Annotated in this window: 9 protein-coding genes; 8 read left to right on the forward strand and 1 reads right to left on the reverse strand. The window is 71.3% G+C overall.

All coding sequences use genetic code 11. The features are described 5' to 3' along the window. Positions 1-146: 146 nt before the first annotated feature. The 8 genes from H6693_00180 to H6693_00215 all read left to right on the forward strand — a co-directional run bounded on the left by H6693_00180 (position 147) and on the right by H6693_00215 (position 10,392). The gene (locus tag H6693_00180; GenBank protein ID MCB9514594.1) at positions 147-821 is read left to right on the forward strand and encodes a metalloregulator ArsR/SmtB family transcription factor; all 675 of its coding nucleotides are present in this window, start codon (positions 147-149) and stop codon (positions 819-821) included. A 54-nt stretch (positions 822-875) separates the two neighbouring features. After that, entirely contained in the window at positions 876-3,248 is a 2,373-nt protein-coding gene (locus H6693_00185; protein ID MCB9514595.1) for an MMPL family transporter, read from the forward strand. Next, on the forward strand, positions 3,245-4,045 hold the full coding sequence (locus tag H6693_00190; GenBank protein MCB9514596.1) for an outer membrane lipoprotein-sorting protein: 801 nt from the start codon (positions 3,245-3,247) through the stop codon (positions 4,043-4,045). Before H6693_00185 ends, H6693_00190 begins: the two co-directional genes overlap by 4 nt. A 5-nt stretch (positions 4,046-4,050) precedes the next feature. After that, positions 4,051-5,334 (forward strand): hypothetical protein, encoded by a 1,284-nt coding sequence (locus H6693_00195; protein ID MCB9514597.1) that lies wholly within the window; start codon positions 4,051-4,053, stop codon positions 5,332-5,334. Between the two features lie 18 nt (positions 5,335-5,352). Beyond that, positions 5,353-5,559 (forward strand): DUF2892 domain-containing protein, encoded by a 207-nt coding sequence (locus H6693_00200; GenBank protein ID MCB9514598.1) that lies wholly within the window; start codon positions 5,353-5,355, stop codon positions 5,557-5,559. A gap of 94 nt (positions 5,560-5,653) precedes the next feature. Then, the gene (locus tag H6693_00205; protein ID MCB9514599.1) at positions 5,654-7,693 is read left to right on the forward strand and encodes a TonB-dependent receptor; all 2,040 of its coding nucleotides are present in this window, start codon (positions 5,654-5,656) and stop codon (positions 7,691-7,693) included. Positions 7,694-7,720: 27 nt separating this feature from the next. Then, positions 7,721-8,968, forward strand: coding sequence for a hypothetical protein (locus H6693_00210; protein ID MCB9514600.1), 1,248 nt, complete (start codon positions 7,721-7,723; stop codon positions 8,966-8,968). A 14-nt stretch (positions 8,969-8,982) separates the two neighbouring features. Next, positions 8,983-10,392, forward strand: coding sequence for an MBL fold metallo-hydrolase (locus tag H6693_00215; protein ID MCB9514601.1), 1,410 nt, complete (start codon positions 8,983-8,985; stop codon positions 10,390-10,392). Here the strand turns inward: H6693_00215 and H6693_00220 are convergent. Beyond that, positions 10,389-12,869, reverse strand: coding sequence for a T9SS type A sorting domain-containing protein (locus H6693_00220; protein MCB9514602.1), 2,481 nt, complete (start codon positions 12,867-12,869; stop codon positions 10,389-10,391). The two genes, H6693_00215 and H6693_00220, sit on opposite strands and share 4 nt — an antisense overlap. Positions 12,870-13,033: the final 164 nt, after the last annotated feature.

Here is a 13,033-nt window from a genome sequence, read left to right on the forward strand (position 1 = left end):
GCGCTCCTGGAGGGGGGGCGATCGAGTAAGCACCAGCATGGCAACGGGATGCAAGGCCAAACCCGAGTCGGAGAAAAGGGCTTGCGCGAACGTGACGCCTTTGTTAGTATCTGCGCAGTTACGCAAATACTAAGGCAGGAGCCGTCATGCACCCCGACCCTCAAGCGCTGACCGAGTACCGGGACAAGCTCTTCGACCAGTTCGGCCTCCTGGGCCGGGCGCTGTCGAGCCCCCGCCGGCTGCAGCTCCTTGACCTGCTCTGCCAGGCCGAACGCGGCGTGGACGAGCTGGCCCAGGAGACGGGCCTGGGGGCCTCGAACGTCTCCCAGCATCTCCGCGTCCTGAAGTCCTGCCACCTGGTGGACTTCACCAAGGACGGCCTCCACGTCCGCTACCACGTGGCGGACCCGGAGGTGGCGGCGTTCTGGAACGGCTTCCGCAAGCTCGCGCTGGGGCGCATGGCCGAGGTGCGCGAACTGCTGCGCGCCCAGCACGAGGGCGTCGAGGGGTCCGAGGCGATCGACGCCGAGGACCTGCAGCGGCGCCTCGACGCCGGCACCGTCTGCCTGATCGACGTGAGGCCCGAGGCCGAGTTCAGGGCCGGCCATCTGCCGGGGGCCATCTCGGTGCCCCTGGACCACCTGGTGGACCGGCTCGCCGACCTGCCGCGCGACCGCGAACTCGTGGCCTACTGCCGCGGTCCCTTCTGCGTCCTCGCCGACGAAGCCGTGCGCGCCCTGCGCGAGCGCGGCGTGCAGGCGAGACGACTCGCGGAAGGACCGCTGGAGTGGGCCGAGCTCGGTCACGCGGTCGAATCCTAGGCGCCGCGCGCCAGCTGACCCGTCACGAAACGCGACACTCGACGAGAGGTGAGGATGCAAACGTCCAAGCACGCCCTGGTGAACTTCGCCATCAAGCACCCGCGCTGGGTGGTGACGCTGGCGATCCTGGTGACGGTGGCGATGGGGGCCTTCATTCCCCGCGCCGTCATCGACACGGACCCCGAGAACATGCTGCAGGCCGACGAGCCGGTGCGGGTGAGCCACTCGCGCATCAAGGAGGAGTTCGGCCTGTCGGACTACCTGGTGCTGGGCTTCACGGGCGACAGCAACCTGCTCACGCCCGACTTCACCGCCCGCCTCGGGGAGCTGGTGACGAACATCGAGTCCATGGAGGGCGTGATCGGCGACGACATCCTCGCGCCTTCCACGGTGGACGACATCTACCGCACGCCGGACGGCTCGCTGGTGGTCAGCGGCCTCGACGAGGCGCGCACGGGCTGGGACGCGCAGCCCGGCGTGGCCGAGAAGATCGACGCCAACCCCATGCTGCGCGGCAAGCTGGCCTCCGCCGACGGGAAGGTGGTGGCCGTCTACATCCCCTTGAGCGAGAAGCGCTACGCCAGCGCGGTGGCCGAGGCCATCGAGGGCAAGATGGCGAGGATCGGCGGCTTCGGCGACTACCACATCACCGGGTTGCCCGTGGCGCAGGACACCTTCGGCGGCGAGATGTTCAAGCAGATGGGCATCTCCGCGCCGCTGGCCGGCCTGCTGATCTTCCTGCTCATGCTGCTCTTCTTCCGCAAGATGCCGGTGGTGGCCGCGCCGATGATCATCGCCGTGATGACGGTGACGATCACCATGGGCGCGCTGATCGCCATGGGCTTCACCGTGCACATCATGAGCTCGATGATCCCGATCTTCCTGCTGCCGATCGCGGTGCTGAACTCCATCCACATCCTGTCGGAGTTCCACGAGCGCTACCAGACCTCGCACTCGCGCGGCGCGGCGATGACCGACGCCATGGACGAGCTGTTCAAGCCGATGATCTTCACCACCGCGACCACGGTGGTGGGCTTCGGTTCGCTGATGAGCGCGTCGATCCCGCCGGTGCGCGTCTTCGGCGCCTTCGTGGCCGCGGGCGTCGCGGTGGCCTGGCTGCTCTCGGTCACCTTCAACCCGGCCTACGCCATGCTGCTGCCCGAGCGCAGCCTGGCCAACTTCGGACGCCAGGACGACGCCCACGGCCCGCTCGGCCGCTTCCTGCCCCGCCTGGGCCGCGCGGCCGTGAATCTGCGCTGGCCGGTGCTGGCGGTCACCACCGTCCTGCTGGCGATCAGCGCGATCGGGATCAGCCGCATCGTCGTGAACGACAACCCCACCAAGTGGTTCAAGCCGGACCACCCCATCCGCGTGGCCGAGCGCGAGCTGGGCAGCAAGCTCGCGGGCACCTACATGGCCTACCTGGAGTTCGACGCCGGCCAGACCGAGGACGGCAGCGTGAAAACCCCCGCGACGCTGCGCCTGATGGAGGGCCTGCAGCAGCGCCTGGCGGCCCTGCCGCAGGTGGGGGCGACGACGGGGATCACGGACATCGTCAAGAAGGTGCGCTTCGAGCTCAGCGACGGCGACTCCGCGCGCTACGCGCTGCCCGATGACGCGAACGAGATCTCACAGGAGCTCTTCCTCTACGAGATCGCCGGCGGCGACCCCGACGACCTCTACCGCTTCATCACGCCCGACGGCGACAAGGCGGTGCTCTGGATCCAGCTCAAGGACGGCGACAACCAGGCCGTGCTGGAGACGGTCGAGGCGGCCTCCAGCTACATGGCCGCGAGCGCCGTACCCATGGGCATGACCTTCGACTGGGGCGGGCTCACCTACATCAACGTCGTCTGGCAGGACAAGATGGTCGCCGGCATGCGAAACGCTCTGCTCGGCTCCTTCGTCGTCGTCCTGCTGATGATGATCTTCCTGCTGCGCTCGGTGTTCATGGGCCTGATCTCCATGATCCCGCTGACGGTGACCATCGCCATGGTCTACGGCTTCGTCGGTCTCAGCGGCAAGGCCTACGACATGCCGATCGCGGTCCTGAGTTCTCTCACCCTCGGGCTCTCAGTGGACTTCGCGATCCACTTCCTCAAGCGCGGGCAGGAACTCCACCGCAGCCACGGTTCGATCGCCGCCGCGATGGAGGAGCTGTTCCAGGAGCCGGCGCGGGCCATCAGCCGCAACATCGTGGTGATCGCGCTGGGCTTCGTGCCCCTGCTCTTCGCCGCCCTGGTGCCCTACGTCACCGTGGGCGTCTTCTTCCTCGCCATCATGGCGCTGTCCGGCAGCGCCACCTTCCTGATCCTGCCCGGCCTCATCCGCCTGCGCGGCGAGGCCGCGTTCATGCCCTGGGGCGCCCGCAAGGGTGCCCCGGCCGTGTCCATCAACAACGATCTGGCCAAGGAGGCTAGCCGATGAAAACCCTGTCCCTGCTCTTCGCGACCGCCGTCGTCCTCACGCTGGGGAGCGCCGGCGCCGCCGCGGCCGAGGACGCCGCCGCGCTCATGAACGCCGCCCATGCGGCCTACTATTACGCCGGCGACGGCGGCAGCGCCAAGGTCCACATGGTCCTGACCGACAAGCAGGGCCGCGAGCGCGAGCGCGAGTTCTGGATGCTGCGCGCGGACATCGCCGACATGGGCGATCAGAACTACTACACCTACTTCATCACGCCGGCCGACGTGCGCAAGACGGGCTTCCTCGTCCACAAGCACGCGGATGGGAACGACGACCGCTGGCTCTACATTCCCGCGCTCGACCTGGTGAAGCGCATCGCCGCTGACGACCGCGGCAGCAGCTTCGTGGGCTCGGACTTCAGCTACGAGGACGTCTCCGGCCGCCTGCCCGCGCTGGACGCGCACACGCTCGTCGGCGAGGACACCGTGATGGACCGCAAGGCCTGGAAGATCGAGAGCGCGCCGAAGGACGCCGGCACGGCCGACTGGGACCGCAAGCTCACCTGGATCGACCAGGACAGCAAGCTGCCCCTCCGCGAGGAGTACTACAAGGGCGGCGCGCTGCAGCGGGTCTTCACGGTGGACGCCATCGAGACGGTCGACGGCTTCCCCACCGCCACGGTGCGCAGCATGCGCGACGAGAAGCGCGGCAAGCACAGCACCATCCGCTTCGACGAGATCAGCTACACGCTGAACATGAAGCCGGACGACTTCACCGAGCGCCTGCTCAAGAACCCCCCGCGCGAATACACGAGGTGATGAGGATGCGGAAACTGATCCTGGCCCTGGCGATCGGGGCCGCGGCGGCGACGGCCCAGGCCGAACCCCTCCTCGGCGGATTCGTCGAGGGGGCCTGGGCCGTGCGCACGCAGCAGAATCCCGCGCTCGACGGCGCGGGCAGCGAGCTGGGCTTCATCGAGCGCGCTTACCCGCGCGACGAGCTGCGCGGCCAGCTCACGCTGCAGGACGGCATGGGCGACGCGGACGTCTTCCTCCGCTTCGACCTCGTCAGTGACGCGCGCGCGTCCGAGCGAACCCAGCTCGACCTGCGCGAGGCCTACGTGAAGCTCTACTTGACGGACTGGCTGGACATCAAGGCCGGCCGCCAGGTGGCCACCTGGGGCACGGGCGATCTCGTCTTCGCCAACGACCTCTTCGCCAAGGACTGGCAGGCTTTCTTCACCGGCCTCGACGACGCCTACCTCAAGCCGCCGCAGGACCTGCTCCGCCTGAGCGCCTACCTGGGCGGCGCTACCGCCGAGCTCGCGCTGTCGCCGGATTTCACGCCCGACAACCTGCCCGACGGCACGCGCCTGGCCGTCTACAACCCCTTCCTCGGCGAGGCGGCCGCGGCCGGCGCGATGCCGGAAGTCCGTCGGCCCGCGCCCGGACTGAGGCACGGCGAGATCTTCGGCCGCCTCTACGGCACGCGAGGCAGCCTCGAGTGGGCGCTCTACGGCTACAAGGGCTTCTGGCCCACGCCGCAGGCCGTGCTCATGCCCGCGGACGCCGAGTCGGCGCCGGCGCTGGGCTACCCGCGCCTGGCCTCGGGCGGCGCCAGCCTCCGCGGTCCGGTGGGGGCCTGGCTCGTCAGCCTGGAGTCGGCCTACTATGCCTCGCTGGACGACGGCGCCGGCGACGATCCCACCCTGCCCAACTCCGAGCTGCGCGGCATCGCGGGCGTGGAGCGCTCCCTCGGCGGCGACTGGATGCTGGGCGCCCAGTGGTTCGCCATCGGCATGATGAACCACGACGCCTACCTCGAGGGCGTGATGCCGGGCGGACCCACCGTCGACGCGCTGCGCCATACGCTCACCTTCCGCCTCACCAAGATGGCGCTCGATCAGCGGCTCGTGCTCTCGCTCTTCGCCTACGCCGGCGTCACTGACGGCGAGTGGCACCTCCGGCCGAGCCTCTCGCACAAGCTGACCGAAGCCGTGAAGCTCACGCTGGGCGCGAGCCTGCTGGACGGTGACCACGCCTGGACCCAGTTCGGCCAGTTCGCCGGCAACGATCTCGTCTACGCGCGCCTGCGCTACAGCTTCTAGGAGGACGCCATGCACCCGCTGCCAATGGAAGCCGCCATCCGCGCCATCGCGGGCGGTTTCGTCCTGCTGAGCCTCGCGCTCGCCACCTGGGTGAGTCCGTGGTGGCTGCTCTTCACCGCCTTCGTGGGCGTCAATCTGATCCAGAGCGCCTTCACGGGCTGGTGCCTGATGCAGGACATCCTGCGCAAGACGTTCTACCGCAAGGCGCTGCAGCAGGGCGCCTAGGGCGTTCGACGGTGGCGTCCACCGGCGCTCCGTGCTAGCCTGACGGGGTCGCGGCAGCCCGCCGCGGCCCTGTCCGCAGCCGGGGAGCAGCAGCATGCCTTCGACACCCGCGATCCCCCGAGGCGCCTGGCTGCTCGTCATCGCTGTGGCTCTGGGCGGGAGCGCCGCCCCCCTGCGGGCCGCCGAGGCCGGGGCGCCCGACAGCCTCGAGATCTACAGCCTGCCGCCGGTGGTGGTCACCGCGGAGCCGGCGACGCCGCCGGTGTCGCCGCGCGAGCGGGTCGTCACCGGCGCCGCGTTGCGCGTGCGCAGCCAGCCGGACGCCGCCGCGCTCGCCCCCCTGCTGCCCTCGGTGCGTCTCGCGCTGAACTCCCGCGGCGAGGCGCAGTTCATGCTGCGTGGCGCCTCGGAGCGTCACCTGCTCGTGAGCCAGGACGGCATCCCGCTCAACCTCGCCTGGGACGAGCGCAGCGACCTCGAGCTGCAGCCCGCCGAGGCGCTGGGGGCGGTGCGCGCGCGGCGCGGCGTGCCGACGCTCCTCGCCGGCACGGGCGCGCTGGCGGGGACGGTGGAGCTCTCCTCGCGCGCGGCGCCGGCGAGCGGGGCCGAGAGCCTCGTGGACCTCGGCGTCGGCGAGGCCGGCGCCCGCCGCGGCACGCTGCTTCACGCGCGTCGGCTCGGCCGCTGGGGGCTCCTGCTCAGCCTCGCCCAGCAGGAGCGCGACGGCTGGCTGCGTCCTGCCGCCGCAGACGATCCGCATCACCAGCCGGATTCCAGGTTGCGATTGAACAGCGACCTCACCCGGCGCAGCGCCTTCCTCACCCTGGGGCGCGACCTGCCGCGCGGCGGACGGCTCTCGCTGCACGCGGGCGGCAGCCACGTCGACAAGGGCGTGCCGCCGGAGACCTATCGCAGCAAGGCGCGGTTCTGGCGCTATCCCGACAGCCGCCGCGCGCTCTTCGGCGCCGGCCTCGACCAGCCCCTCGACGCGGATGGCCGCTGGCGCCTCGGCGTCACCGCGGCGGCGGATCTGTCGCACACGGAGATCCGCGTCTTCGACGACGCCAGCTACAGCGGCCCCGCGCTCGTCCCCGGCGTGGAGCACGAGACCGACGACGACCGCACCCTGCACCTGCGCGCCCTCCTGGCCCGCCAGCTCGGCGCCGCGCGGCTCAGCCTGGCCAGCGAGCTGCGCGACGCGCGCCATCGCGAGGCCCTGGCGCTGGACGACCCGACGCTCGACTACGCCCAGCGCCGCGTCGTCGAGACCCTGGAGCTGGACCTGCCCTTCGGCGCGGGATGGAGCCTGCGCGGCGGCCTGGCCTGGCTGCGGGCGAGCACGCCCTCCAGCGGCGACAAGCCCCCCCGCGATCCCGATGTCGCCTGGGACTGGCTCGCCGGCCTGGGGCGGGACTTCGCCGGGCGCGGCCGCCTCGAGCTGTCGCTGTCGCAGCGCTCGCGCTTCCCCGCGCTCCGCGAGCTCTACTCGGGGGCGCTGGGCCAGTTCATCCCCAACCCCGCGCTGGAGCCGGAGCGCCAGACCCTGGTGGAACTGGGTCTTCGCAGCGAGCGGGGCCGCCTGGGCCTGGAGGCCGACGTCTTCGCGGCCTGGCTCGACGGCGGCATCGAGAAGGAAGTGGTCAGCGACGCCGACGAAACCTTCCGCCGCGCGAACGTCGACGCCATCCGCAGCCTGGGGGCCGAGCTGGAGCTGCGCGTCGAGGCGGGCGGGGGCGTCAGCGCGAGCGCGCACTGGCTGCAGCTGCACGCGCGGCGGCGGATCGCGGGGGACTACACGGGGCGCGTCGAGGACAGACCCGCCGCCGTGGGCGCCCTCTCCCTGAACTGGCGCGGCCCGCGAGGGCTGGAACTCGGCGCGGAGACCGGGGTGTTGGGAGCTCGCTTCAGCGCCGACGCCACCGACGACGTGGACGGCCTGCGCCCGCTGCCCACGCAGGGCCGCCTCGCGCTGCTGGCCGCTTGGCGCCGCTACCTCGGCGCGGGCAGCCTGCGCAGCCTGGAGCTGCGCATCCGAGTGGACAACGTCTTCGACAGCGTGGTGGAATCCCAGACCGGTCTCGTGGAACCGGGCCGCAGCGTCCAGCTCGGCCTGCGCCTGGACCTCGGGACCTGAATGCCGCGCCAACGCAAGGAGAGCCCAATGCCGAGACTCCGCCGGGTCGCCCTCTCGATCGCCCTGCTCATGCCGACCCTCGCCGCCGCCGCTCCCTGGCAGGGCCGCACGGAGATGCTGGACGGCGTGCAGCAGGTGCAGAACCCCGCGGCGCCCGCGGACGCCGAGCAGGAGCTCGTCCTCGACGAGCTCTGGCGCGCCGGCGACGACGAGGAGGCGGAGGACTTCTTCGGCGTGATCTCCGATGCCGTGGTGGACGCCGCCGGGGACGTCTACCTGCTCGACAGCCAGCTGGTGGAGGTGAAGCGCTACTCGGCCGACGGCGAGTTCCTCGGCACGATCGGCCGCGAGGGCGAGGGGCCGGGCGAGTTCCGCTTCCCCACCGCGCTCTTCCTCATGGACGACGGCCGCCTCGGCGTGCTGCAGGGACGTCCCGCGCGCGTGGTGCTCTTTCACACGGACGGCACGCCGGCCGGCGATCTCGTCCTGCCGACGCCCGAGGACGGCGGCTTCCGCTTCGTCCAGCGCGCCGACGCGCGCGGCAACACCCTGGCCCTGCAGGGCATGGAGTTCCGCCGCGGGGACACCGGCGGCGAGCGGACGCAGCGCCTGGTGCTCATGCCGGCCGACGGCCAGGGCGAGACGAAGGAGCTGCTGTCCCACAGCACGCAGTTCGACTTCGCGAAGCCCGAGCGCAGCGAGCTCGACGAGTACCTGCAGTGGGTCCTGCTGCCCGGCGGCCGCGTGGCCGCGGCCGAGACCTTCGACTATCGGCTTCGGCTCTGGGGCGCGGACGGCGCGCTCGAGCGGGTCGTCACCGTGGACTACCCCGACCTCGCGCGCAGCGGCGACGAGCTCGCCGCCGTGAAGGAGCGCCTCCAGGGCGGCATGCGCTTCCGCGGGCGGCGCAACATGGACATCCAGGTGCAGGTGGAGCCGCGCGAGCCCGGCGTGCGCTGGATGGACGTGGACGCCGCCGGCCGCCTCTGGGTGCTCTCGGGGCGTGGGGCCAAGGCGCAGGACGCGACGCACCTGGGCGCCTTCGACGTCTTCGACGCCAGCGGCCGGCTCCTGCACCGGCTGCGCCTCGCCGGCGACGGCGACATCGACGCCGACCGCTTCGTGCTGGCCGGCGACCGCCTCCTCGTGCTCAAGGAGTTCGACTCGGCGATGCGCGCCATGCGCGGCGGCGACGGCGAGGATGCGGAGGAAGACCTCGAGGACGCCGTGCCCATGAGCGTGATCTGCTACCGCCTGCCGGCGCTGGACAGCTAGTGGAAAGGACCCCGATGGACCAGCCGACCCTCACCTTCTGGGGCGCTGCACGGAACGTCACCGGCAGCCGCCACCTGCTCCACGCGAACGGCGAGCAGCTGCTCCTCGACTGCGGGCTCTTCCAGGGGCGCCGGGCGGAGGCCAACCAGCAGAACCGCGAACTGCCCTTCAGGGCCAAGGACATCGCTGCCGTCGTGCTGAGCCACGCGCACATGGATCACGCGGGCAACCTGCCCACGCTGGTCAAGCGCGGCTTCCGCGGCAAGATCCACTGCACGCCGGCCACGGCCGATCTCATCGGCGTGATGCTGCGCGACAGCGCGCACATCCAGGAGCGCGACGCCGAGTGGCTGAACAAGCGGCGGAAGCGGGGGCAGGAGAAGGTCGAGCCCCTCTACGCGCTGCGCGACGTGGAGCGCTGCCTGAAGCTCGTCGAGCCGCAGCGCTACCGCACGCCCTTCGCCGTGCGTCCCGGCGTGACCGCCACCTTCCGCGACGCGGGGCACATCCTGGGCAGCGCCTTTGTCGAGATGGCACTCGCCGCGAGCGTCACCGGCGACCGCCCACTGCGCCTCGTGTTCTCGGGCGACCTCGGGCGCAGGCACCTGCCCATCCTCAAGGATCCCGAGCAGCCCGACGCCGCCGATGTGCTGGTGATGGAGAGCACCTACGGCGACCGCTTCCACGAGGACATCCGCGGCGCCGAGGACGCCCTGGGCGCCGTGGTGGAGCGCACCGCGAAGCGCGGCGGCAAGGTGGTGATTCCGGCCTTCAGCGTGGGCCGGAGCCAGGAGATCGTCTACGAACTGCACCGGCTCATGTCGGCCGGGGAGATCCCCGAGCTGCCCGTCTACATCGACAGTCCGCTCACGGCCAAGGTCAGCCAGATCTTCGCGCGGCACGAGGAGTGCTTCGACGCGGAGACCTGGGCGATCCTGTCCAAGGGCGGCGATCCATTCGGCTTCGAGCGGATGCGCTATGTCGAGAGCGTGGAGGAGTCCAAGCGGCTGAACAACCACCAGGGGCCCTGCGTGATCATCTCCGCCTCGGGCATGTGCGAGGCGGGCCGGGTGCTGCACCACCTGGCCAACACGGTCGAGGATGAGCGGAACACCGTGCTCATCGTCGGTTTCCAGGCGTCCCACACGCTGGGGCGGCGGCTCGAAGAGAAGGCGCGGCGCGTGCGGATCCTGGGTTCGGAGTTCGTGGTGAACGCCGAGGTGGTGGCGCTGCACGCCTACAGCGCGCACGCCGACAAGCTCGACCTCCTGCGCTTCTACGAAGGCATGCGCGAGAAGCCCGGCCAGGTCTTCCTGGTGCACGGCGAGGAGCGCCAGTCCGAAGCGCTGGCTGACGCCCTTCGCGAGAAGGGCGCGACCCGCGTCGAGGTGCCGGACTACGGCGCCCGCTTCGCGCTCGGCTAGCGCAGCAAGGTCAGCCGCTCGCTGTCCACCTGTCCCGCCGCCGTCAGGCGCGCGAAGTAGACGCCGCTCGGCAGCGCGTGGCCGGCCTCGTCCCGTCCATCCCAGGTCACCGTCATCTCGCCCGCCGGCAGCGCGGCGGCGAGCAGCTGGCGGACCGCCCGTCCCCGCACGTCGTAGATGGACAGCGTGGCGCGCCCCGGCGCGTCCAGCGCGAAGCGCAGCGTGGTCTGCGGGTTGAAGGGATTGGGGAAGCTGGCCAGCGCGAGCGGGGCGGTCGGCGTGGCCGGTGCGGCCGTCACCGCGCTCGCATCGAAGTCCCAGATGCCGCGGCCGTAGGTGCCGAAGCGCATGACGCCCATGGCGGGCACGGCTTCCACGCTCCAGAAGAGCGTGAGGGGGACGCCGTCGCCGATGTACTGCCAGGTGCTGCTCCCCGCCTCCAGCCGGTAGGGGCCGGACTCGGTGGCGGCGTAGAGCGTTTCGCTGTCGGGACCCTGGGTCGCGAGCATGTAGACGAGCGTGGGGGGCAGGCCGTCGCCGAGGGGCGTCCAGCTCACGCCGCCGTCGTCCGTGCGGTAGACGGCCGGGCCGCTGTAGCCGCTGCCGCCGAGCCAGGCGCGCTGGGCATCCAGCGGCGAGCAGACGAGCGCGTTGCCGTAGAAGTAGTGCGAGCTCGGTCCCTGGTCCGGCGAGTGGGTCCAGGTCGCGCCGCGGTCCGCGCTGTACCAGAGCTCGCCCGAGTCGGTCGAGGCGAGGCGGCGGTCCAGGTCCACCGGGCTGATCGCAAAGGCGCTCAGGTAGGACCCGCCGGCCGTGGTGAAGTTCTGCGGGTTGTTGGTGTAGGTGACGTTGTCCGCCCCCGTCCAGCGCCCGCGATAGAGGTACTGGCCGCAGAAGTAGAAGGCCTGCAGGTCCTCCGGATCGGCCACGATCGGCGGCAGCCAGAGGTGGTTCGAGCCAGCGGGGAAGTCCAGGTAGTGCAGCGTGGGGCCGATCTCGTGGTAGTGCACGAGCGTGAAGCCCGGGTAGACCGAGAAGACGATCGTGTGCGTCCCGTCGCCCGAGGTCAGGTGCCCGTAGTCGCCGCTGATGAGCTGCTGGAAGTCCGCCGCCTGGCCGCGAAAGCCGTCCGCGCGCTGGTAGCCCTGGTCCTGGGCGCCGACCGCGATGCGCGTGGGGGAGAGCGCGCTGGTGAGCACGTCGTAGTACTGGCCCACGCCGAGTCCGGCGAGCGAGAGGTTGGTCACGCTGGCGAGCCCGTCGGCGCTGATGTAGATGCCGCCGTCGGTGCAGGGGAACCAGCGCTCGCCCACGCCGGGAATGCTCAGGACCTCGAGCCCCGGGTTGTCGGCGTGCAGCTTGTTCAGCGGGTCGCCGTAGTACTCGCCCCAGCCGTTGACCTTGGCGAAGCTCCCGCCGCCGTCCACGCTGCGCCAGACCTCGACGCCGGAGAAGGCCACCAGGTTGGGGTTGGTGGTGGAGCAGTTCATCGTCTCCCAGAAGTCGTCGATGCCGTAGCGGAAGGCCCAGCTCGCCCCGCTGTCGGTGCTGCGCCAGAGCTCCCAGACGCCGGCGATGCGCGCGGCCACGTAGAACGTGGGCGCGCCGGCCTCGCAACCGGCGAGGATGACCTTGCTCGGCGTGCTCGGCATCTGGCCGAGAGGTGTCCAGGTGGCGCCGAGATCCCCGCTGAAGTAGAGCGTGCGGCTGATCATCAGGTAGAGATCGTGCCCCGCCACGCGGTCCACCCAGAAGTCCGCCACGCTGTTGTTGGTGTGGTTGACGAGCTGGTAGCTGCGGCCGGCGTCATCCGAGCGGTAGAGCTCGGTGCCCAGTCCGGCCGAGGCGAGCAGCAGGTAGACGCGGTCGGCGTTCGCCGGATCGCGCTGGATGCGCAGGCCGTTCTGGGGCGAGGCGGGCAGGCCGGCGGGCAGCAGCCAGGTCGCGCCCTGATCCTCGCTGTAGCGGATCACCGTGCTGGTGGAGAGCACGGTGACGACCTCGGGGCTCACGCCCGCCGCGCAGACGCCGTTGCGCACGCCGCCGTAGAGGTTGTCCGAGAGCGGGCGCCAGCCGTTGCCGGCGAGATCCGCCTTCCAGAGGCCGCCCAGGTCCGCGCCGGCGTAGAGGCTGTCGCCGGCCACGGAGACGGCCGCGCAGTGGATGCGCCCCGCCTGGTTGTGGCTGCCGATCTCCGTCCAGGCGCCCACCCGCTCGCGGCCGGCGGCGGCCAGCTCGCGGGCCTCGCCGTTCGCGCGCTCCAGGGCGCGCCAGTCGGTGCCCGGCGCGGCGCGGTGCATCGCCTCGACCCACTGCTCGCGCAGTTCGTGGTTGCGCTCCTCGGCGGCCTCGTCGAGCCGGTGCTCGGTGGGGCGGGGCAGGGGGCGCTCGGCGCGGCCCAGCTGCCAGGCGAACGCGGCGCCGAGCGCGACGAGGAGGGCGAGGCTCAGCAGGGGACGTCCTGTGCGTGCGGACATGCTCTCTCACTTTCGCGATGGACCGCCGGCGGCCGCCGGCGGGAAGGGACGGTGTCACGAGCCCCGCAAGTGTAGCTCGCCGCGCGGGTTCGGCTCAAGGGGCCGGCCGCCTCGGTTCTTGCCAAAGCGGTCCGCAGGCACTAGCCTGCCCTGTTCGCCCTCGC

It is taken from the genome of Candidatus Latescibacterota bacterium, from assembly GCA_020633725.1.
Classification (GTDB): domain Bacteria; phylum Krumholzibacteriota; class Krumholzibacteriia; order JACNKJ01; family JACNKJ01; genus VGXI01.